This window comes from Streptomyces zhaozhouensis (genome assembly GCF_900230195.1).
Taxonomy (GTDB): domain Bacteria; phylum Actinomycetota; class Actinomycetes; order Streptomycetales; family Streptomycetaceae; genus Streptomyces; species Streptomyces zhaozhouensis.
In genome coordinates this window covers 216,380-240,626 of sequence record NZ_OCNE01000006.1, presented here as the reverse complement: position 1 = coordinate 240,626, position 24,247 = coordinate 216,380, and the positions used below count along the sequence as shown (strand labels likewise).

At 74.0% G+C, this 24,247-nt stretch carries 6 protein-coding genes; all 6 read left to right on the top strand.

Annotated elements, in window-relative coordinates; all coding sequences use genetic code 11:
* Positions 1-34: 34 nt before the first annotated feature.
* The 6 genes from CRP51_RS11985 to CRP51_RS11960 are packed head-to-tail and all read left to right on the top strand — an operon-like array spanning position 35 to position 24,203.
* Positions 35-6,475 carry a non-ribosomal peptide synthetase gene (locus tag CRP51_RS11985; protein ID WP_097231082.1) on the top strand — a complete coding sequence of 2,147 codons (6,441 nt, stop codon included), beginning with the start codon at positions 35-37 and terminating at the stop codon, positions 6,473-6,475.
* Entirely contained in the window at positions 6,472-14,403 is a 7,932-nt protein-coding gene (locus CRP51_RS11980; RefSeq protein ID WP_097231081.1) for a non-ribosomal peptide synthetase, read from the top strand. The genes CRP51_RS11985 and CRP51_RS11980 overlap by 4 nt, the downstream gene beginning before the upstream one ends.
* On the top strand, positions 14,400-21,539 hold the full coding sequence (locus tag CRP51_RS11975) for a non-ribosomal peptide synthetase (RefSeq protein WP_170970519.1): 7,140 nt from the start codon (positions 14,400-14,402) through the stop codon (positions 21,537-21,539). The genes CRP51_RS11980 and CRP51_RS11975 overlap by 4 nt, the downstream gene beginning before the upstream one ends.
* Before the next feature lie 34 nt (positions 21,540-21,573).
* The gene (locus CRP51_RS11970) at positions 21,574-22,557 is read left to right on the top strand and encodes an ATP-binding cassette domain-containing protein (protein WP_097231079.1); all 984 of its coding nucleotides are present in this window, start codon (positions 21,574-21,576) and stop codon (positions 22,555-22,557) included.
* On the top strand, positions 22,554-23,342 hold the full coding sequence (locus CRP51_RS11965; protein WP_097231078.1) for an ABC transporter permease: 789 nt from the start codon (positions 22,554-22,556) through the stop codon (positions 23,340-23,342). The genes CRP51_RS11970 and CRP51_RS11965 overlap by 4 nt, the downstream gene beginning before the upstream one ends.
* An 18-nt stretch (positions 23,343-23,360) precedes the next feature.
* The gene (locus tag CRP51_RS11960) at positions 23,361-24,203 is read left to right on the top strand and encodes a tryptophan 2,3-dioxygenase family protein (RefSeq protein WP_097231077.1); all 843 of its coding nucleotides are present in this window, start codon (positions 23,361-23,363) and stop codon (positions 24,201-24,203) included.
* The last annotated feature ends 44 nt before the right edge of the window (positions 24,204-24,247 follow it).

Sequence of the window (24,247 nt, the reverse complement as noted above, 5' to 3'; positions counted from 1 at the left end):
ACTTCCGCACCCCTGATCCGTCGGAGGGACGACCATGACTGACGCCGCGCGGCACACGCCGCTCGCCGATGTGATCACGCTGTTCGAGTCCCAGGTGGCCCGCACCCCCGACGCGGTCGCGCTGCGGCAGGACGAGCGGGAGCTGACCTACGCCGAGCTGAACACCCGGGTCAACCGGCTGGCCCGGCAGCTCATCGCGTTCGGCGCCAGCCCCGAGCGGCTGGTCGCGGTGCGGCTGCCGCGCGCACCCGAGCTGTTCGTCGCGCTGCTCGCGGTGCTCAAGGCGGGCGCCGCCTATGTCCCGTTGGACCCCGACTACCCGGCGGACCGGGCGGCCTACATCCTCCAGGACGCCGAGCCGGCGCTGCTGCTCGACGAGGCGCGGCTGGCGAAGCTGGAGGAGATGGCCGCCGCGCTGCCCGGGGGCAACCCGGACGACGGGGACCGGCGCTCCCCGCTGCGCCAGGAGCACCCGGCGTACGTCATCTACACCTCGGGCTCGACCGGCCGCCCCAAGGGCGTGATGATCCGCAGGGACGCGCTGGCCAACCTGGTGCTGTCGGTCGCCGACCGCTTCCCGCTCTCCCCCCGGGACCGGATGCTGGCCGTGACCACCATCTCGTTCGACATGGCGGTCGCCGAGATCTACCCGCCGCTGGTCTCCGGCGCCGCGCTGGTGATCGCCGACCGGGCGACCGTCGTCGACCCCGGTGAGCTGCTGGCGCTCGCCGAGCGCGTCGAGGCCACCGCCCTCCAGGCCACCCCCTCGCTCTGGCAGGCGCTGACCACCCACCGGCCCGCCGCGCTCAAGGGGCTGCGGATGATGGTGGGCGGCGAGGCGCTGCCCCGGCCGCTCGCCCGCCAGATGCTGGACCTCGGCGGCGGCGTCACCCACCTCTACGGCCCGACCGAGACCACCGTCTGGTCCACCTCCGCCCAACTCCGCGCCGAGGAGGGCGAGCCGACCATCGGCGGCGCGCTGCGCAACACCACGCTCCACGTGCTCGACGAGCGGCTGCGGCCGGTCGCCGACGGCGCCGTGGGGGAGCTGTACATCGGCGGGCGCGGCCTGGCCCGCGGCTACCACGGGCGGCCGGGGCTGACGGCCGGACGGTTCGTCACCAACCCGTTCGACGGTCCCGGCGAGCGGATGTACCGCACCGGGGACCTGGTGCGGCGCAGGCCCGACGGGCAGTTGGAGTACCTGGGCCGCGAGGACCACCAGGTGAAGATCCGGGGCTTCCGGATCGAGCTGGGCGAGATCGAGGCCGTGCTGGGCGACCACCCGGACGTGGCGCAGGTCGCGGTGGTGGCCCGCGAGACCACCGAGGGCGACCCGCTCAGCCCCAGGCAGCTGGTCGCCTACCTGGTGCCGGACGGCGCCGACCCGGGCGCCCCCGCGCTACGCGCGCACGTCGCCGAACGGCTGCCGGAGTACATGGTGCCGGCCGCGTTCGTCGCGCTGGACGCCTTCCCGCTGACCCCCAACGGCAAGCTGGACCGCAAGGCGCTGCCCGCCCCCGTCTTCGAGCGCGCGGAGAACGGCCGCCGGCCGCGCGACGAGCGGGAGACCCGGCTGGCGGAGGTCTTCGCCGAGGTGCTCGGCCTGCCGGAGGTCTCCATCGACGAGGACTTCTTCCTGCTCGGCGGCCACTCGCTGCTGGCGACCCGGCTGGTCAGCCGGGTCCGCGCGGCGCTGGGCGTCGAGGTCGCGGTCCGCACCGTCTTCGAGGCGCCGACGGTCGCCGCGCTCGCCGAGCGCCTGGCGCACGCCGGCGCCGCGCGCCCCGCGCTCACGGCGGGCGAGCGCCCCGCGCGCCCGCCGCTCTCCTCGGCGCAGCGCCGGCTGTGGTTCCTCAACCGCCTGGAGAACCGCGCCGCCACCTACAACCTCCCCTACGCGCTGCGGCTGGTCGGCGACCTCGACGTGGTCGCGCTGCGGCTGGCGCTGCGCGACGTGGTGGCGCGGCACGAGGCGCTGCGTACCCGCTTCCCCGAGGAGGGCGGGGTGCCGTGGCAGGAGGTCGTCCCCGACGAGTCGGCCGAGCCGCCGTTCCTGCTGCACGGTCCCGAGTCGCTGCGCCCCGACGACGCCGACCCGTTGGCGCACGCGCTGGCCGGCGCCGCGCGGCGCGGCTTCGACCTGGCGACGGAGCTGCCGCTGCGCGCCGAGCTGTTCCAGCTGGGCGAGCGGGAGCACGTGCTGCTGCTGGTGGTCCACCACATCGCGTGCGACGGCTGGTCGCTGGTGCCGCTCGGCCGCGACCTGTCGACGGCCTACGCGGCGCGGCGGGAGACCAACGCGCCGCGCTGGAGCCCGCTGCCGGTGCAGTACGCGGACTTCGCGCTCTGGCAGTCGGAGCTGCTGGGCGACGAGCGGGACCCCGAGTCGGCGCTCGCCCGCCAGCTGGCCTACTGGAAGCAGGAGCTGGCCGGCCTCCCGGAGGGCCTTGAGCTGCCGGTCGACCGGCCCCGGCCGGCGACCGCCTCGCACCGGGGCGCCAGCCTCGCGTTCCGCCTCGACCCGGAGCTGCACCGCGCGCTGTCGGGGTTGGCGCGCGAGTCGCGGGCGACGCTGTTCATGGTGCTCCAGGCCGGGTTGGCGACGCTGCTGCACCGGCTCGGCGGCGGGGACGACATCCCGCTGGGCGGGGCGATAGCCGGCCGTCCTGACGAGGCGGTCGACGATCTGGTCGGCTTCTTCGTCAACACGCTGGTGCTGCGGAACGACCTGTCCGGCGACCCGACGTTCCGGGAGCTGCTGGAGCGGGTCCGCGAGGACGACATCAGCGCCTACGCGCACCAGGACGTGCCGTTCGAGCGGCTGGTGGACGTGCTGGCGCCGGACCGCTCGCTGACCAGGCACCCGCTCTTCCAGGTGATGCTGGTCCTGCAGAACAACGACGCCGCCCGGGTCGAGCTCCCGGGGCTGGACGTCGACATGCGCCGGGTGGACGCGGGGGTCGCCAAGTTCGACCTGGCCTTCGAGATCACCGAGCGGGACTCCGGCGGCCTGGACGGCCTGGTCGAGTACGCCACCGACCTCTTCGACCGCGAGACGGTCGAGGGGCTGGTGGAGCGGCTGGTCCGGGTGCTGTCCCAGGTGGTGGCCGACCCGGGGCTGCGGGTCGGCTCGGTCGAGGTGCTGGGGGACGGCGAGCGCGAACGCGTTCTGGTCGGTTGGAACGTCGCGGGACACGAGGGGACCCGCGAACTCTCCGGCCTGACCGTGCCCCAGCTCTTCGCCCGCCGGGTGGCCGAGGCCCCGACGGCGGACTGCGTGGTCTCCGCCGAGGGCACGCTGTCGGCCGCCGAGGTGGACGCGCGTGCCGAGCGGCTGGCGGGGCATCTGGTGGCCGAGGGCGTCGGTCCTGAGCGGCTGGTGGCGTTGGCGCTGCCGCGCTCGGTCGAGCTGGTCGTCGCGGCGCTCGCGGTGTGGAAGGCGGGGGGTGCCTATCTGCCGGTCGACCCGGAGTACCCGGCCGAGCGGATCTCCTACATGCTGGGTGACGCCAGGCCGGTGCTGACGCTGGCCACCTCGGAGACGGCCGGCGTGCTGCCCGAGGGCCACCGCACGCTGCTGCTGGACGACCCGGCGACCCGCGCCGCGGTCCAGGCCGCCGCGGCGCCCGCGCCCCCGGAGACCAGGGGGTTGGTCGAGGCCCATCCGGCGTATGTCATCTACACCTCGGGTTCGACCGGCCGACCCAAGGGCGTCGTCGTCTCGCACGCCGGCGTGGCCAGCCTGCTGGCGACGCACCGCGAGCGGCTGGCCGCGGGGCCGGGCGCGCGGGTGCTGCAGTTCGCGTCGCCGAGCTTCGACGCGGCGTTCTGGGAGCTGTGCATGGGCCTGCTCTCGGGGGCGGCCCTGGTGGTCGTCGGCCGCGAGGAGCTGGGCGCGGGCGAGCCGCTGGCGGGCACGCTGCGCCGCTTCCGGGTGACGCACGCGACGCTGCCGCCGGTGGTGCTCTCCGCGATGGAGCCGGACGAGACGCTGCTGCCCGGCGGTGTGCTGGTCTCCGCGGGTGAGGCGCTCTCCGGCGAGCTGGTCGGCCGCTGGTCGGTGGGCCGCGGGCTGGTCAACGCCTACGGTCCGACGGAGTCGACGGTCTGCGCCTCGATGAGCGTGGCGCTCTCCGAGCCGGTGGTGCCGCCGATCGGCCACCCCGTCGTGGGTTCCCGGGTGTATGTGCTGGACGAGCGGCTGCGGCCGGTGGCGCCGGGTGTGGTCGGGGAGCTGTATGTCTCGGGGCGCAGTCTGGCGCGCGGGTATCTGGGGCGTCCGGGGCTGACGGCGACGCGTTTCCTGGCGGACCCGTTCGCGGGCGGGGGCGCGCGGATGTATCGCACGGGTGACCTGGCGCGTTGGTCGCGGGACGGGGCGCTGGTCTACGGCGGTCGTGCCGACGACCAGGTCAAGGTCCGCGGTTTCCGGATCGAGCTGGGCGAGGTCGAGGAGGCGCTGGCGGACCAGCCGGGCGTCGGCCAGGTGGTGGTGCTGGTCCGCGAGGACGAGCCGGGCCGCAAGCAGCTGGTCGGCTACGTGGTGCCGCGCGGCTCCGCCTCGTTGGCCTCCGGCGCGCTGCGCGAGGCGCTGGGGCGCCGGCTGCCGGACTACATGGTGCCGGCCGCCGTCGTCGTCCTCGACGCGATGCCGCAGACCCCCAACGGCAAGGTCGACCGCAAGGCGCTGCCCGCGCCCGACCTCTCCGCGCAGGCGGGCGGCCGGGAGGCGCGCGACCGGATCGAGGAGACGCTCTGCGGGCTCTTCGCCGAGCTGTTGGGGCTCGGCTCGGTCGGCATCGACGACAGCTTCTTCGACCTCGGCGGCGACAGCATCATGTCGATCCAGCTGGTCAGCCGGGCCCGCGCGGTCGGCCTGGTGGTCACGCCGAAGCAGATCTTCGAGCAGAAGACGGTCGCCGCCATCGCCCCGCTGGTCACCACGGTCGGCGTCGCCGCCAGGCCGGACGCGGGCGAGGACACCGGCCGGGGCCCCGTGCCGACGACGCCGATCGTCAGCTGGCTGCGCGAACACGGCGGCCCGGTCAGGACGTTCCACCAGTCGATGCTGGTGCAGGCCCCGGCCGACCTGGACGGCGATCAGCTGACGGCGGCCGTCGCCGCCCTGATCGACCATCACGACCTGCTGCGCGCCCGGCTGGTCGCCGACGACGCCCGGCCGCTCGAGGTGCCGGAGCCCGGCGCGCCGGGGGCGCTCACCGTCTCCCGCGCGCTGCGCCGCGTCGACGTGCGCGGGGCGGACGGCCCGGTGCTGGCGACCGTGATCGAGGGGCACACGGAGGCCGCCGCGGCCAGGCTCGACCCCGAGGGCGGGGTGATGTTCCAGGTCGTGTGGTTCGACGCGGGAGCGGACACGCCGGGAAGGCTGCTGCTGGTCGCCCACCACCTGGTGGTCGACGGCGTCTCCTGGCGCATCCTGCTGCCCGACCTGGCCGCCGCCTGCCAGGCCGTCGCCGAGGGGCGCCGGCCCGAGCTCCAGGCCACCGGCACCTCGTTCCGCCGCTGGGCCGAGCTGCTGACCGAGGCAGCCGCCGAGCGTGTCGGCGAAGTGGAGCTGTGGCGGCGGCAGTTGGCCGCTCCCGACCCGCTGCTCGGCGGCCGGCCCTTCGAGAAGGCCCGCGACGTGATGGCCACCGAGCGCTCGGTGACCTTCGCGCTCTCCGCGGAGCGCACCACCGCGCTGCTGACCCGGCTGCCCGCCGCCTACCGCGCCGGCATCGACGAGGTGCTGCTGGCCGGCCTCGCGCTGGCCGTCGGCGACTGGCGGCGGCGGCGCGGGCAGGACGCGGCCGGCGTGCTGGTCGACCTGGAGGGCCACGGCCGGGAGGACATCGTCGAGGGCGTCGACCTCTCCCGCACCGTCGGCTGGTTCACCAGCCTCTACCCCGTCCACCTCGACCCCGGCGTCACCGACTGGGACGACCTGTGGCGCGGCGGGCGCACCGTCTCCGAGGCGATCAAGCGCGTCAAGGAGCAGTTGCGCGCCCTGCCCGACCACGGCGTCGGCTTCGGGATGCTGCGCCATCTGCACCCGCCGACCGCGGCCGAGTTCGCCGCGTTCGCCGGACCGCAGCTCGGCTTCAACTACCTGGGCCGGTTCGACGGCGCCACCGCCGAGCCAGCGCCCTGGGCGCCGGCCGTGGAGTCCGACCCGCTGGGCGGCGGCGCCGACCCGGGGATGCCGATGACCCACACCCTCGAACTCAACGCGCTGACCGAGGAGCACGCCGAGGGCCCCCGCCTGAAGGCCACCTGGTCCTGGCCCGCGCTGCTGCTGGACAACACCGAGGTCACCGATCTCGCCGACACCTGGTTCCGCGTGCTCGGCGTCCTCGCCGACCACGCGGAGGGGCCCGACGTCGGGGGCCACACCCCCTCCGACCTCTCGCTGGTCTCGCTGTCCCAGAGCGAGATCGACCTGCTGGAAGCCGACTGGAGGATCTCCCGATGACGAAGCAGGGCCTGGCGGACGTGCTGCCGCTGTCCCCGTTGCAGGAAGGGCTTCTCTTCCACGCGCTGTACGACCAGCGGGCCGACGACGTCTACACCGTCCAGCTGATCCTCGACCTGGAGGGGACGCTGGACCCCACCGCGATGGCCGAGGCCGCGACCGGGCTGCTGCGCCGCCACCCCAACCTGCGCGCCGGCTTCCGCTACGAGGGGCTCAGCCGCACGGTCGGGATCATCCCGAACGAGACCCCGCTGGACTGGACCGAGACCGACCTGCGGCGGTTCAACGGCTCGGCGCGGGACGAGGAGCTGGACCGGCTGCTGGCCGAGGACCGGGCGCGCGGCTTCGACCTGACCAGGCCGCCGCTGATCCGCTTCGCGCTCTACCGGCTCGGTGAGACCCGCCACCGGCTGGTGCTCACCAAGCACCACATCCTGGTCGACGGCTGGTCGATGCCGGTGCTGGTCAAGGAGCTGTTCGCGCTCTACAGCGCGCGCGGGGACGAGCGGGGGCTGCCGCGCGTCACCCCGTTCCGCCAGTACCTGTCCTGGCTCGGCGAGCAGGACCAGTCGGCCGCCGAGTCCGCCTGGCACCAGGCGCTCGCCGGCCTGGAGGAGCCGACGCTGCTCGCCGGCGAGCGGGAGGGCGGCGAGCTGCCGGCCAGCCAGCCGCGGGCGCTGACCGTCGAGCTGCCGGCCGAGCTGACCCAGCGGGTGCGGGACGCGGCCAGGAGCCACGGGCTCACCCTCAACTCGGTGCTCCAGGGCGTCTGGGGGCTGCTGCTGGCGAGGCTGACCGGGCGGGACGACGTGGTCTTCGGCGCCACGGTCTCCGGCCGCCCGCCCGAGATACCCGGCATCGAGACCATGGTCGGTCTCTTCATCAACACCCTGCCCGTCCGCGTCGAGCTGCCGGCGCGGCGTTCGCTCGTCGAGGCGTTCACCGCGACGCAGACGCGGCAGGCCGAGTTGATGGCGCACCAGCACATCGGGCTGACCGACGTGCAGCGGCTGGCGGGGCACTCCACGCTCTTCGACACCATCGCGGTCTTCGAGAACTACCCGCTGGACCCCGCCGACCTCCAGCCGTCCGACCCGGAGCTGTCGCTCGCCGACCTCTCCGCCAACGACGCCACGCACTACCCGCTGGGCGTCATCGCCTCCGTCGTGGACGGCCGGCTGCGGATGCGGCTCGACCACAGGACCGAGGTCTTCCCCACCGAGCGGGTGCGGGAGATCGGCGAGCGGCTGGCCCGGCTCTTCACCGCGTTCGCCGACGACCCGGAGCAGCCCGTCGGCCGCGTCGACCTGCTCGGCGAGGAGGAGCTGCACCGCACCCTCGTCTCGTGGAACGGCACGGGCCGCGAGGTGGCGCCCGCCACGATCCCCGAGCTGTTCGCCCTCCAGGCCGCCCGCACCCCGGCGGCCGTCGCCGTCACCCATGGCGAGACGTCGCTGACCTACGGGGAGTTGGAGCAGCGGGCGAACCGCCTCGCGCGGGCGCTGGTCGCGCGCGGCGTCGGCCCCGAGCGGTTCGTCGCGCTGGCGCTGCCGCGCTCCGCCGAGCTGGTCGTGGCGGTGCTCGCGGTGCTGAAGGCCGGCGGCGCCTATGTGCCGATGGACCCGAGCTATCCGGCCGACCGCCTCGCCTACATGCTGGACGACGCCCGCCCCGAGCTGCTGCTCACCAGCGGCGACGCCGCGCTGCCCGAGACGCTGGACGCCTCGGGCGTGGCGCGGGTGCTGCTCGACGACCCGGCGTTCGCCGACGAGCTGGCGGGTCTCCCGGCCGGCGCCCCGGAGGCGGCGCCGCACCCGAGCCACCCGGCGTATGTCATCTACACCTCGGGTTCGACCGGCCGCCCCAAGGGCGTCGTGGTGCCGCACCGCAACGTGGTGCGGCTGATGGGCTCGACGGACCACTGGTTCCACTTCGGCCCCGAGGACGTGTGGACCCTCTTCCACTCCTACGCCTTCGACTTCTCCGTCTGGGAGCTGTGGGGCCCGCTGCTGTACGGCGGCCGGCTGGTCGTCGTCCCGCAGCAGGTCAGCCGCTCGCCCGAGGAGTTCCTGCGGCTGCTGGCCGACGAGCGGGTCACGGTGCTCAACCAGACGCCCTCCGCGTTCTACCAGCTGATGAACGCGGACCGGGAGGCGCCCGAGGTCGGTTCCCGACTCGCCCTGCGGTACGTGGTCTTCGGCGGCGAGGCGCTGGACCTGTGGCGGCTCGCCGACTGGTACGAGCGGCACGACGACGCGGCCCCGACGCTGGTCAACATGTACGGCATCACCGAGACCACGGTGCACGTCAGCCATCTGGCGCTCACCGCGCCGAGCGCGGCGGCCGGCCCCGGCTCGATGATCGGCTCCGGCATCCCCGACCTGCGGGTCTATGTGCTCGACGGCGGGCTGCGCCCCGTCGCGCCGGGCGTGGTGGGCGAGATGTACGTGGCCGGCGCCGGCCTGGCGCGCGGCTATCTGGGGCGCCCCGGGCTCAGCGCGAGCCGCTTCGTGGCCAGCCCGTTCGGGGAGCCGGGGGAGCGGATGTACCGCACCGGCGACGTGGCGCGCTGGACGGAGGACGGGCGGCTGGAGTTCGTCGGCCGGGCCGACGCCCAGGTGAAGATCCGGGGCTTCCGCATCGAGCTGGGCGAGATCGAGGCCGTGCTGGGCGACCACCCCCGGGTGGCGCAGGCCGCCGTGCTGGTCCGCGAGGACCAGCCGGGGGACCGCCGGCTGGTCGGCTACTACGTGCCGGTCGCCGGCGACGAGCCGGGCGACGCGGAGCTGCGCGCGCACGCCGCCGCGCGGCTGCCCGACCACATGGTGCCCTCGGCGCTGGTCGAGCTGGCCCGCTTCCCGCTGACCGCCAACGGCAAGCTGGACGCCAAGGCGCTGCCGGCGCCGGAGTTCGCCGGCGAGACGGGCGCGGGCAGCGAGCCGCGCACCGCCCAGCAGGAGATCCTCTGCGGGATCTTCGCCGACGTGCTGGGGCTGCCCTCGGTCGGCGTGCACGACGACTTCTTCCTGCTCGGCGGCCACTCGCTGCTGGCGACCCGGCTGGTCAGCCGGGTCCGTTCCGCGCTCGGTGCCGAGCTGGCGATCCGCACCCTCTTCGAGTCGCCGACGGTCGCCGCGCTGGCCGCCGCGCTGGAGGGCGCGGACGGCGAGCGCCCGGCGCTGGTGCCGGCCGAGCGCCCCGCGGCGCTGCCGCTCTCCTCGGCGCAGAAGCGGCTGTGGTTCATGCACCGCTTCGAGGGGCCGAGCGCCACCTACAACCTCCCGTACGCCCTGGAGTTGAAGGGCCAGCTGGACGTCGGGGCGCTGCGCGCCGCGCTGCGGGACGTGGTGCTGCGGCACGAGAGCCTGCGCACCGTCTTCCCCGACGACAGCGGCGTGCCGCGCCAGCACGTGCTGGCGGAGGACGAGGTCGACGTCGCGCTGCCGGTGGTCGAGGTGGAGCAGTCGGCGCTGGCCGAGGCGCTGGACGCGGCGGCGGCCGAGACCTTCCTGCTGGAGAGCGAGCTCCCGCTGCGCGGGCGGCTCTTCCGGATCGCCGAGGACCAGCACGTGCTGTCGCTGACGATGCACCACATCGCCTCCGACGGCTGGTCGCTGGGTCCGCTGGGCGCCGACCTGGCCCGCGCCTACCGGGCGCGGTGCGAGGGTGAGGCGCCGCGCTTCCCCGCGCTGCCGGTGCAGTACGCGGACTTCGCGCTCTGGCAGACCGAGGTGCTGGGTGACGAGGACGACCCGGAGTCGTTGGTCTCCCGCCAACTGGCCTACTGGCAGGAGGCGTTGGCCGGACTGCCCGAGGGCCTCGAGCTGCCGACGGACCGGCCGCGCCCGGCGGTCGCCTCGCACCGGGGCGGGATGTACACCTTCGGCATCAGCGCCGAACTCCACGAGGGGCTGGCGGGGTTGGCGCGCGAGTCGCGGGCGACGCTGTTCATGGTGCTCCAGGCCGGGTTGGCGACGCTGCTGCACCGGCTCGGCGCCGGCGAGGACGTCCCCGTGGGCGGGGCGATAGCCGGCCGTCCTGACGAGGCGGTCGACGATCTGGTCGGTTTCTTCGTCAACACGCTGGTGCTGCGGAACGACCTGTCGGGCGACCCGACGTTCCGGGAGCTGCTGGAGCGCACCCGAGAGCTGGACCTCCAGGCGTACGCGCACCAGGACGTGCCGTTCGAGCGGCTGGTGGACGTGCTGGCGCCGGAGCGCTCGCTGACCAGGCACCCGCTCTTCCAGGTGCTGCTGGTCCTCCAGAACACGGGCTCCACCGAGCTGGAGCTGCCGGGGCTGACCGGGCTGCCGAGGGACGTCGGCACCGGCGCCGCCAAGTTCGACCTCTCCTTCGAGCTGGCCGAGCGGGAGTTCGGCGGGCTCAACGGCATCGTCGAGTACGCCACCGACCTCTTCGACCACGACACCGTCGGCCTGCTCGTCGAGCGGCTGATCCGGGTGCTGTCCCAGGTGGTGGCCGACCCCGCCGCCCGCGTCGGCTCGGTCGAGGTGCTGGGCCACGGCGAGCGCGAGCGGGTGCTCACCGAGTGGAACGCGGCCGGTGACGAGGGGCGCCGGGTGCTCGGCGGGCTGACCGTTCCCGAGCTGTTCGCCGCCCGTGTCGCGGGCGACCCGACGGCGGACTGCGTGGTCACCGCCGACGGCGTGCTGTCGGCCGCCGAGGTGGACGCGCGCGCCGAGCGGCTGGCGGGGCATCTGGTGGCCGAGGGCGTCGGCCCTGAGCGGCTGGTGGCGTTGGCGCTGCCGCGCTCGGTCGAGCTGGTCGTCGCCGTGCTGGCCGTCTGGAAGGCGGGGGGCGCCTATCTGCCGGTCGACCCGGAGTACCCGGCCGAGCGGATCTCCTACATGCTGGGCGACGCCAGGCCGGTGCTGACGCTGGCCACCTCGGAGACGGCCGGCGTGCTGCCCGAGGGCCACCGCACGCTGCTGCTGGACGACGCGGCCACCGAGGCCGCCGTCGCCGCGGCGCCCGCGCCGCCGAGCGTCGGCGCGCTGGGGCTGCGCGAGACCCACCCGGCGTATGTCATCTACACCTCGGGTTCGACCGGCCGCCCCAAGGGCGTCGTCGTCTCGCACGCCGGCGTCGCCGGCCTGCTGGCGACCCAGCGGGAACGGCTGCTGGTCGGCCCCGGCTCGCGGGTGCTGCAGTTCGCGTCGCCGAGCTTCGACGCGGCGTTCTGGGAGCTGTGCATGGGCCTGCTCTCGGGGGCGGCCCTGGTGGTCGTCGGCCGGGAGGGCGTCACTGCGGGCGACCCGCTGGCCGCGACCCTCTCCGGCCTGGGCGTCACCCACGCGACGCTGCCGCCCGTCGTGCTCTCCGCGATGGAGCCCGAGGAGAGCCTGCTGCCGGACGGTGTGCTGGTCTCCGCGGGCGAGGCGCTCTCCGGCGAGCTGGTCGGCCGCTGGTCGGTCGGCAGGACGCTGGTCAACGCCTACGGCCCGACCGAGTCGACGGTCTGCGCCTCGATGAGCGACCCGCTCTCCGAGCCGGTGGTGCCGCCGATCGGCCACCCCGTCGTGGGCTCCCGCGTCTACGTGCTGGACGAGCGGCTGCGGCCGGTGGCGCCGGGTGTGGTCGGGGAGCTGTATGTCTCGGGTCGCAGTCTGGCGCGCGGGTATCTGGGGCGTCCGGGGCTGACGGCGACGCGTTTCCTGGCGGACCCGTTCGCGGGCGGGGGCGCGCGGATGTATCGCACGGGTGACCTGGCGCGTTGGTCGCGGGACGGGGCGCTGGTCTACGGCGGCCGTGCCGACGACCAGGTCAAGGTGCGCGGCTTCCGGATCGAGCTGGGCGAGGTCGAGGAGGCGCTGGCCGCCGACCCGCGCGTCGGCCAGGTCGCCGTGCTGGTCCGCGAGGACTCCCCGGGCGTGCGCCAGCTCGTCGGCTACGTGGTGCCCAGGGCCGGCGACGTCCCGGACCCGGCCGAGCTGCGGGAGTTCGTCGGGCTGCGGCTGCCGGACTACATGGTGCCGGCCGCCGTCGTCGTCCTCGACGCGATGCCGCAGACCCCCAACGGCAAGGTCGACCGCAAGGCGCTGCCCGCGCCCGACCTCTCCGCCAAGGGCGACGGGCGCGGGGCCCGCGACCGGATCGAGGAGACGCTCTGCGACCTCTTCGCCGAGCTGCTCGGCCTGTCGGCCGTCGGCATCGACGACAGCTTCTTCGACCTCGGCGGCGACAGCATCCAGTCGATCCAGCTGGTCAGCCGCGCCCGCAAGGCCGGTCTGATCATCACGCCCAAGCAGATCTTCGAGCACAAGACCGTCGCCCGCCTCGCCGGCGTCGCCGGCACCGTCGACAGCGTCGTCAGCGAGGGCCCGGACACCGGCATCGGCGAGGTCCAACTCACCCCGAGCGTCCACTGGTTGCGCAACAGGGGCGGTCCCATCGACCGGTTCAACCAGTCCTCGCTGGTGCACGCCCCCGAGTGGCTCACCGAGGAGACGCTGGTCAAGGCCGTCGCCGTGCTCGTCGACCACCACGACGCGCTCCGCACCCGGCTGATCCGCGACACCGGCGCCTGGAAGCTGACCGTTCCCGAGCGCGGCACGCTGCCCGCGGTCAACCTGGTCCGCCGCGTCGACGTCGCCGGCCTCGACGCCGACGCGCTGCGCGAGGTGTCCTCCCGCGAGAGCGAGGCCGCCTGGGCCCGGATGAACCCGGACAACGGCGTGATGCTCCAGGTCGTCTGGTTCGACGCCGGGCCCGACGCCACCGGCCGGCTGCTGCTGGTCGCCCACCACCTCGTGGTGGACAACGTCTCCTGGCAGATCCTGCTGCCCGACCTGGCCGCCGCCTGCGCGGCGCTCGCCGAGGGCGACGAGCCCGAGCTCCAGGCCACCGGCACCTCGTTCCGCCGCTGGGCCGAGCACCTCGTCGAGGAGGCGCACCGCGAGTCGCGGGTCGCGGAACTCGACCGCTGGAAGCAGGTGTTGGGCAAGCCCGACCCGCTGCTCGGCGAGCGGCCGCTGGACGCCGGCCAGGACGTGCTGGCCACGCTGCGCTTCCTCACCCGGGACGAGCCGGCCAGCCGCGTCGAGCCGCTGCTGACCACCCTGCCCGCCGCCTACCGCGCCGGCGCCAACGACGTGCTGCTCACCGCGCTCTCCCTCGCCGTCGCCGAGTGGCGGCGCGGCCGGGGCGAGTCGGCCGAGGGCGTGCTGGTCGACCTGGAGGGCCACGGCCGGGAGGACATCGTCGAGGGCGTCGACCTCTCCCGCACCGTCGGCTGGTTCACCAGCCTCTACCCGGTGCGGCTCGACCCGGGCGTCACCGACTGGGACGACCTGTGGGCCGGCGGCGCCGCCATGGGCGAGGCCGTGCGGAACGTCAAGGAGCAGCTGCGCGCCCTGCCCGACCACGGCATCGGCTACGGCCTGCTGCGCCACCTCAACCACGAGACCAGGGACGCCCTCGCCGGCGTCCCCGGTCCGCAGATCAGCTTCAACTACCTGGGCCGCTCCCCGGCGCCCGGCAGCCAGGGCCCGGCCGAGCCGTGGACCCCGGTCGTCGACGCCGACATGGTGGGCGGCGCCGACCTCAGCGGCGGCCGGCCGGAGCCGGAGAGCCCGATGACCCATGTCGTCGCGCTCAACGCCATGACCGAGGACCACCCCGACGGGCCGCGCCTGCTGCTGGTCTGGTCCTGGCCGAAGACGCTGCTGAGCGAGCGCGACGTGCGCGCCCTGACGGACTGCTTCAGCCGCGCCGTCGCCGCGCTCGCCGCCCACGCGGAACACGCCGACATCGGCGGCTTCACCCCCTCGGACCTCTCCCTGGTCTCGCTCAGCCAGGACGAACTGGACGCCTTCACCCGTGGCGCTTCGGACGCCGACGGCGCCGACGACGCCGAAGCGGACGAGGACGAGGACGACTTCACGGACGAATGGGAGATGGCCAAATGAGCAAGCCAGGCGTCGAGGACGTCCTGCCGCTTTCCCCCCTCCAGGAGGGAATGCTGTTCCAGGCCCTCTACGACGAGGAGGGGCCCGACCTCTACGTGCACCAGCTGCTGCTGGACCTGTCGGGGCCCTTGGACACCCGCGCGCTGCGCGCCGCCGCGCGCGCCCTCCTGAAGCGCCACGCCAACCTGCGCGTCAGCTTCCGGCACGCGGACCTCAGCCAGCCGGTGCAGGTCGTGCACGCCAAGGTCTCCGTGCCGTGGGAGCAGATCGACCTCTCCACGCTCGACCACGAGCAGCAGCAGGCCGAGCTGGCCAGGCTCGCCGACGTCGACCAGGCCAGGGGCTTCGACCTGGAGCGCCCGCCGCTGATGCGGTTCACCGTCTTCCGCCTGGCGCCCGACCGGTTCCGGCTGATGCTCACCAAGCACCACATCCTGCTCGACGGCTGGTCGGTGCCGATCCTGGTGCGCGAGCTGTTCGAGCTGTACGGCTCGAAGGGCGACCCGGCCGCGCTCGGCCCGTTCACCCCGTACAAGGACTACCTGTCGTGGATCTCCCGGCAGGACGAGGACGAGTCACGCCGGGTGTGGACCGCGGCGCTCGCCGAGATCGAGGAGCCCTCGCACGTGGCGCCCGCCGCGCGCGGCCGGGCCCTGGTGCGGCCCGGCTGGCTTCGCCAGGACGTGCCGGCGACCACCACGAACGGGCTGCTGGCGCTGGCCCGTTCGCGCGGCCTCACGGTCAACACGGTGGTGCAGGGCGTCTGGGGCCTGCTGGTCTCCTCGCTGACCGGCAAGGACGACGTCGCCTTCGGCGCGATCGTCTCCGGCCGCCCGCCCGAGGTGCCCCGCGTGGACACCATGATCGGCCTCTTCATCAACACCCTGCCGGTGCGCGTGCGGCTGCCCGCCGCCGAGACGCTGCTCGACGCGCTGACCCGGCTCCAGGAGGAGCAGGCCGAGCTGCTGGCCCACCAGCACGTGCGCCTGGCCGACGTGCAGCGGCTCTCCTCGCACCAGGAGCTGTTCGACACCACGCTCGTCTACCAGAACTACCCCGTCGACCCGACGACCGCCGAGATGGAGGTCAACGGCGTCCGCTTCTCCGGCGTCGACGGCCGGGACGGCGCGCACTACCCGCTGAACCTCGCGGCCGGCCTGATGGGCGAGGACCTGCACCTGCGGCTCTGCTACGCGCCCGACCTCTTCTCCGAGGACGAGGCGCGCGGCGTGATGGACCGGCTGCTGCGGCTGCTGAAGACCGTCGCCGACGACCCGGGCGCCACCATCGGCCGGCTGGAGATGCTCTCCGCCGAGGAGCGCCGGCGGATGCTGGTCGACTGGAACGACAGCGCCGCCGACGCCGAACCGGCCACGCTGCCGGAGCTGTTCGCCGCGAAGGTCACCGCCAACCCGGACGCGCCGGCCCTGCTCTTCCAGGACGAGGTGGTGTCCTACCGCGAGCTGGACGAACGCGCCAACCGCCTCGCCCGGCTGCTGATCGAACGCGGCGCGGGCCCCGAGGAGTTCGTCGCGGTCTCCGTGCCGCGCTCCGTCGAGATGATCGTCGCGCTCTGGGCGGTGCTGAAGTCCGGCGCCGCCTATCTGCCGCTCGACCCGGACTACCCGGCCGAGCGGCTGGCGTTCATGGTCGACGACGCCCGCCCCCGGCTGCTGCTGGCCACCTCCGCCACCGAGGGGCTGCTGGACGGGGCCGGTGCGGACGTGCCGCGGCTGGTGCTGGACGCGGAGGAGACCCGCGCCGCGCTCGCCGACCGCTCGCCGGAGCCGGTCACCGACGCCGAGCGCGTCGCGCCGCTCACCCCGGCGCACCCCATGTACGTGATCTACACCTCCGGTTCGACCGGGAGGCCCAAGGGCGTCGTGGTGCCGCACCACGGCCTGGCCAGCCTGGTCGCCACCCAGGTCGAGCACACCGGCGTCGGCCTGGGCAGCCGGGTGCTCCAGTTCGCCTCCGTCAGCTTCGACGCCGGCTTCTGGGACATCGCGATGGGCCTGCTCTCCGGCGGCGCCCTGGTCCTCGGCACCTCCGAGGAGATCCTGCCGGGCGACCCGCTGGCCGCGCTCGTCCGCCGCCACAAGGTCACCCACGCCACCCTGCCGCCCGTCGCGCTGGCCTCGCTGCCGGCCGACCAGGACGTGCTGGCCGGCGCCACGCTGGTCTCCACCGGTGACGCCTGCACCCCCGAGCTGGTGGCCCGTTGGGCGCCGGGACGGCGGATCGTCAACGGCTACGGCCCGACGGAGACCACCGTCGGCGCCACCCTCTCCGGCGCGCTGACCGCCGACGGCCAGACCCCGCCGATCGGCCGCCCGTTCGCCAACACCCGGGTCTATGTCCTCGACGGCCGGCTCAAGCCGTGCCCGGTCGGGGTGCCGGGCGAGATGTACCTGACCGGCGACGGCCTGGCCCGCGGCTACCTCAAGCGTCCCGGGCTGACCGCGGAGCGGTTCGTCGCCGACCCGTTCGGCCCGCCGGGATCGCGTCTCTACCGCTCCGGCGACCTGGGGCGCTGGCGGGCGGACGGCACCCTGGAGTTCGTCGGCCGCGCCGACAACCAGGTCAAGGTCCGCGGCTTCCGCATCGAGCTGGGCGAGATCGAGACCGTGCTGACCGGGCACGACAGCGTCGCGCACGCCGTCGTCGTGGTCCGCGAGGACAAGCCGCAGGACAAGCGCGTGGTGGCCTACGTCGCCTCCGCCGAGGGCAGGACCGCCTCCGTCGAGGAGCTGCGCGAGCATGTCGCCGCCAGCCTCCCCGAGTTCATGGTGCCGTCGGCGACGGTCGTGCTGGACGCGTTCCCGCTGCTGCCCAACGGCAAGGTGGACCGCAAGGCGCTGCCGGCGCCCGAGCTGGCCGGCAGCGTCGGCGGGCGGCAGCCGATGTCGCCCGAGGAGGAGACCCTGTGCGGGCTCTTCGCCGAGGTGCTGAGCCTGGAGTCGGTCGGCGTCGACGACAACTTCTTCGACCTGGGCGGCCACTCGCTGCTCGCCACCCGGCTGATCTCCAGGGCCCGTTCCGAGCTGGGCGTCGAGCTGGCGATCCGCACCCTCTTCGAGGCGCCCACGGTCGCCGGACTCGCCGAGAAGGTCGCCGCCGCCGGCGGCGCCCGGCCGCCGCTGCGCGCCGTCGAGCGGCCCGAGCGGGTGCCGCTGTCCTACGCGCAGGCCCGCCTGTGGTTCCTCAACCGGATGGACACCGAGCGCGGCACCTACAACATCCCGCTCAGCCTGCGGCTGCACGGCACCGTCGACGAGACGGCGCTCGCCGCCGCCTTCGGCGACCTGCTGGCCCGCCACGAGTCGCTGCGCACCGTCTACCCGGTCGCCGACGACGGCGAGCCGAGGCAGCTGGTGCTTCCCGTCGAGAAGGCCCGACTCCCCTTCGAGACCAGGGAGTGCGACGAGGACGGCCTGATGGACGTCCTGACGACCGAGGCGCTGCGCGGCTTCGACCTGGTCGAGGAGCTGCCGCTCCGGGTGACCCTGCTGCGGGTCGCCGAGGACGACCACGTGCTGCTGATCGTGCTGCACCACATCGCCACCGACGGGTGGTCCATGGCGCCGATGACGCGCGACCTGGCCGCCGCCTACGAGGCCCGACTCGCCGGCCGCGCGCCGGAGTTCACCCCGCTGCCGGTGCAGTACGCCGACTACGCCCTCTGGCAGAACCGGATGCTGGGCAGCGAGGACGACGAGAGCAGCGTCATCTCCCAGCAGCTGGACTTCTGGCGTCGCACCCTCGCCGACCTGCCCGAGCAGTTGGCGCTCCCCACCGACCGGCCGCGCCCCGCGGTCCTCGGCCACGAGGGCGAGGGCGTCACCCTCGCCATGGACGCGACGCTGCACGCCAGGCTGGCGCGGCTGGCGCACGACTCGGGCGCCAGCATGTTCATGGTGCTCCAGGCCGGACTCTCCGCGCTCTTCGACGCGTTGGGCGCCGGCGACGACATCCCGATCGGCACCCCGATCGCCGGCCGCACCGACGACGCGGTCGCCGACCTGGTCGGCTTCTTCGTCAACACGCTGGTGCTGCGCACCGACACCTCGGGCGACCCGACGATGCGGCAGCTGGTGGAGCGCGTCAAGGAGACCAACCTCGCCGCCTACGCCCACCAGGACCTGCCGTTCGAGCGGATGGTCGAGGTGCTGAACCCGCCGCGTTCGCTCTCCCGGCACCCGCTCTTCCAGGTGCTGATGAGCGTCCACAACAACGCGGACGCCGAGCTGTCGCTCACCGGGCTGACCGCCTCGCCGTTCGCCGCCGAGCAGAAGGTCGCCAAGTTCGACCTGGCGGCGCACTTCGCCGAGAGCTTCGACTCGGCGGGCTCGCCCGCCGGCCTGGAGGGCGTCCTCCAGTACAACGTCGAGCTGTTCGACCGCGCCACCGTCGAGTCGATGGGCCAGCGCCTCATCCGGCTGCTGACGGCGGCCGTCGAGCGGCCGGACGAGCCGCTCGGCCGGCTCGACCTGCTCGCCGACGAGGAGCGCGCCGCGCTGCTCGCCCACGGCACCGGGCCCGAGCTGTCCTTCCCCGACGTGCCGGTGAACGCGCTGATCGAGGAGCGCGTCCAGCGCGACCCCCAGGCCGTCGCGCTGGTCAGCGGCGAGGTCACGCTGACCTACGCCCAGCTCAACGCCAAGGCCAACCGCGTCGCCAGGCTGCTGCTCTCGCACGGCGCCGGCCCGGAGCGGGTGGTGGCGCTCGCGCTGCCGCGCTGCGCCGACCTGGTCGTGGCGATGCTCGCGGTGTGGAAGTCCGGCGCCGCCTATCTGCCGCTGGACCCCGACCACCCGGCCGAGCGCACCGCGTTCGTGCTGGCCGAGGTCACCCCGGCGATGGTGATCACCGTCTCCTCCACCGAGGTGAGCCTGCCGGCCGACGACGGCACGCCGCGGCTGCTGATGGACGACCCGGGGACCGAGGCGCTGCTCGCGGGCCAGCAGGAGCACGACGTCACCGACGCCGAGCGCCCGATGCCGCTGACCGCCGCGCACCCGGCGTACCTGATCTACACCTCCGGCTCCACCGGCCAGCCCAAGGGCGTGGTCCTCGAGCACCGCGCGCTGGGCAACTACCTGGGCAGCGCCGCCCGGTTGAACCCGGCCTTCGGCGGCACCACGCTGCTGCACGCGCCGATGACCTTCGACGGCAGCGTCTCCTCGCTCTACGTCCCGCTGGTCCAGGGCGGGCGGGTGCATCTGGCCTCGCTCAACGAGGGCACCCGGCGCGGCCCGGACGGCGGCTCGGCCGAGTCGACCAGGACCGCGCTGGCCCGCGACCCGTTGACGCTCTTCAAGGGCACCCCCAGCCACCTGCCGCTGCTCGCCGGGCTGCCCAGGGAGTACAGCCCCGACGAGGAGCTGCTGATCGGCGGCGAGGCGCTGCACGGCGAGGCCGTCGCCGCGCTCCGCAGGGAACGCCCCGGGCTGCGCGTCAGCAACGTGTACGGGCCGACCGAGGCGACCGTCAACTGCACGATCTACACGGTGGAGCCGGGCGAGGAGCTGCCGCCGGGGCCGGTGCCGATCGGCCGCCCCTACGCCAACAACCGGGTGCAGGTGCTGGACGGTGCGCTGCGCCGGGTCCCGCCGGGTGTCGTCGGCGAGCTGTACGTCTCCGGCGTCAACCTGGCGCGCGGCTACCACCTGCGCCCCGGGCTGACCGCCGAGCGGTTCGTCGCCGACCCCAACGGCCCGGCCGGCTCCCGGATGTACCGCACCGGTGACCTCGCCCGGTGGAACGCCGACGGGCAGCTGGTCTACGTCGGCCGCGTCGACGGACAGGTCAAGCTGCGCGGTTTCCGCATCGAGCTGGGCGAGGTCGAGGCGCTGCTGGTCGAGGAGCCGACCGTCGAGCGGGCCGCCGTGATCATCCGCGAGGACACCCCGGGCGACCAGCGGATGGTGGCCTATGTGGTGCCGGTCGCCGGCGCCAGGCCGGACGTGGCGGTGCTGCGCGAGGCGGTCGCCGCGCGGGTGCCGGACTACATGGTGCCGGCGGCGATCGTGGTGCTGGACGCGCTGCCGCTCAACCACAACGACAAGCTGGACCGTTCCGCGCTGCCGCAGCCCGACTTCGGGGCCGGCTCGACCGGGCGCCCGCCGCGCGACGAGCGGGAACGGGTGCTGTGCGAGGCGTTCGCCGAGGTGCTGTCGCTGCCCAGCGTCGGCATCGACGACGACTTCTTCGAGCTGGGCGGCCACTCGCTGCTGATCATGCGGCTGGCCGGGGTGGTCAAGGAGCGGCTGGACGCCGAGCTGACCATCCGCACCATGTTCGAGGCGCCCACCGTCGCGCGGCTGGCGCACCGGCTCGGCACCGACACCTTCGACGACGCGCTCGGCGTGATGCTGCCGCTGCGCGTGCCCCCGACGCTGGCGCCGCTGTTCTGCGTCCACCCGGGCCTCGGCGTCGGCTGGGTCTACTCGGGCCTGGTGAAGGAGCTGGAGGCGGACCGCCCGGTCTACGCCCTCCAGGCGCGCGGACTCACCGGCGACGGGGAACTCCCGGCCAGCGCCGCCGAGATGGCCGACGACTACGTGGCGCAGATCCGCCAGGTCCAGCCGCACGGGCCGTACCACCTGCTGGGCTGGTCGCTGGGCGGCATGGTCGCGCACCTGATCGCGACCCGGCTGCAACAGCAGGGCGAGCGCGTCGAGTTGCTGGCGCTGCTCGACGCCTACGCCTCGGGGCGTTCCCAGGCGCATTTCGAGACCGGGGAGTTCCTGCGGGAGCTGGTCGGCGCCGTCCACGAGGACGCCGCCACCGGTGCCAAGCCGCTCGACTACGAGCTGGCGGCCGCCGTGCTCCGCGAGGGCGGCAGCGCCCTGGCCGGGGTGGAGGCCCGCCATGTCGCCGCGATGGAACGCGTCGCGGTCAACAACCAGCACATCGCCAACTCGGCGCGCTTCGACGTGTTCACCGGCGACGTGCTCTTCTTCCTGGCCAACCGTGGCCGGACCCCGGACGCCCCCATCGCGGAGTCCTGGAAGCCCTACACGGACGGCCGACTCGACATCCACGAGATCGCCTGCACACATCACGAGATCCCCCTGCCGGGCCCGATCTCCGAGATCGGGCGGATCGTCGCGGCCAGGCTCAGCGGCAACTGAGCCCGGCCACCCAGCAGAGGAACGGAGTGATGTGATGGAACTGGCGATCCACGCGGAGGGCCTGCGCAAGCGCTACGGCGACTTCGAGGCGTTGCGCGGGCTGAGCCTGTCGGTCCCCGCCGGGCAGGTGCTCGGCGTGCTCGGCCCGAACGGCGCCGGCAAGACCACCACGGTGCGCATCCTGTCGACGCTGCTCACCCCGGACGCCGGCTTCGCCCGCGTCGCCGGGTTCGACGTGGTCAAGCAGCGCAAGGACGTGCAGCGCGCCATCGGGCTGACCGGCCAGTACGCGGCGGTCGACGAGCAGCTCTCCGGCCGGGAGAACCTGGTCATGATCGGGATGCTGCAACGCTTCTCGCGCAAGCAGGCCAAGCTGCGCGCCGACGAACTGCTCCACCAGTTCGACCTGGTGGACGCCGGCACCCGGCCCTCCGGCAAGTACTCCGGCGGTATGCGCCGCCGGCTCGACCTGGCGGCCAGCCTGATCAACCAGCCGTCGGTGCTCTTCCTCGACGAGCCGACCACCGGGCTCGACCCGGCCAGCCGGCAGACGCTCTGGGCGATCATCCGCAAGCAGGTCGCCGCCGGCGTCACCTGCCTGCTGACCACCCAGTACCTGGAGGAGGCCGACCAGCTCGCCGACCGCATCGTGGTCGTCGACAAGGGCCAGATCATCGCCGAGGGCACCGCCGACCAGCTGAAGGACCAGGTGGGCGGCGCCCGCCTGGACGTCACGGTCGGCGACCCGGCGCAGCAGACGATGGCCGCCCACACCCTCTCCGGGGTCACGGCGGCCCAGCCGACGCTCGCCGAGGACGGCCGCGGCGTCTCCGTGCAGCTCACCCGGGGCATGACGGACGTCGCGGAGGCGGCCGTCGCGCTCCAGCGCAGCGGTATCCCGGTGGTGGACTTCGCGGTCAGGCGCCCCTCGCTGGACGACGTGTTCCTCAGCCTGACCGGCCAGAACCGGACGGCCGACGAGCAGTCGGCCGCCGCCCCCGAGAGGAGTCCCGCATGAGCACGGCGGTCGTGGACGGCGTCGTCTGTGTGGAACGACACCTGAGGCACCTCATCCGCACCCCGGGCAAGCTGGTCAACGCCGTGCTGCTGCCCATGATCTTCGCCCTGCTCTTCGGCCTTCTCTTCGGCAGCGTCATCGAGGTGCCGAACGGCGGCTACGAGGAGTTCATCATGGCCGGCATCTTCGTGCAGGGCGTGATGACGGCCGTCCCCAACTCGGCGGTCGGCGCGGTCGAGGACCTGCGGAACGGGCTGATCGACCGGTTCCGTTCGCTGCCCATGTCCAACGCCGCGGTGCTGATCGGCCGCACCGTCGGCGACATGGTGCTGCGCGCGCTCAGCTGCGTGGCGATGGCGGGCGTCGGGCTGGCCATCGGCTGGCGCGTCCACACCAGCTTCCTCGAGGTGGCGGCCGGCTTCGCGCTGCTGCTCCTCTTCGGCTTCACGGTGGCCTGGGTCGGCGCCCTGATCGGCCTCTCCGTCGGCAACGCGGAGACCGCCGCCTCGGTCCCCTCGGTGCTGCTGATGCCCGTGATGTTCCTTTCCAACGCCTTCATCCCGCTGACCGGTCTACCGGACTGGCTGCGGGTCGTCGCCGAGTGGAACCCGCTCAGCGCCATCGTCGGCGCCTGCCGCGAGCTGTGGGGCAACCCGGCCGCCTCGAACAGCGGCTCGTTCCCCACCGAGAACCCGGTGCTGCTGAGCGTGGTCTGGATGGTCGCCATCCTCGCCGTGGTCGCACCGCTCGCGGTCCGCAAGTACCAGACGGCCGCGGCCGGCTGACCCGGGAGGACACCCACCATGACCGACACCGTCACCGACCCCGTGACCGATCCGGCCGAGCAGCGGGAGGACGTCACCTACGGCTCCTTCCTGCGCCTGCCCGAGCTGCTGACCCTGCAGGGCCGTTCCACCAAGGCCCACGACGAGCTGCTCTTCCAGATCACCCACCAGTCGTTCGAGCTGTGGTTCGCGCTCTCCCTCGACGAGTTGGAGCACGTGCGCACCCGGCTCGCCGACGGCGAGCTGTCCACGGCGCGCGCCGGGCTGCGCCGGCTGCGGGAGATCACCCGCCTCTGGCTCGGCCACATCGACGTGCTGGACACCATGACCCCCGGCGGGTTCAACGAGTTCCGCTTCACGCTGGAGGACGCCAGCGGCTTCCAGTCCGTGCAGTTCCGCGAGCTGGAGATGGTCTCCGGGCACAAGGACTCCCGCTATCTGCGGCTGCCCGGCGCCACCGAGGACGAACTGGCCAGGCTGCGCCGCCGGTTCGAGGAGCCCTCGCTGCGCGAGACCTTCGCCGCGCTGCTGGAGCGCCGGGGCGTCACCGCCGACCAGCTGTACACGGCGGACGACGCCCACCGGGACCTGCGCGACACGGCCGACGAGCTGCTGTCCTACGACGCGATGTTCCACCAGTGGCGCTACCGCCACTGGCTGATCGTCTTCCGGATGCTCGGCACCCGGCGCGGCTCCGCCGGCAGTTCCGGCGCGGGGTTCCTACAGTCGACCCTGAACCAGTGGTTCTTCCCCGAACTCCAGGACGCCAGGGCGGCCGTGTACAGCACGCCGAACGAGCCGTCGGCCGAGGGGGACGGGGACGTGGTCTACGGCTGCCCGATGGGGTACGGCAGCGAGTGAGCCGCGCACCACGCCCGTCGCGCCGTTGACCGCCACGACCCAGC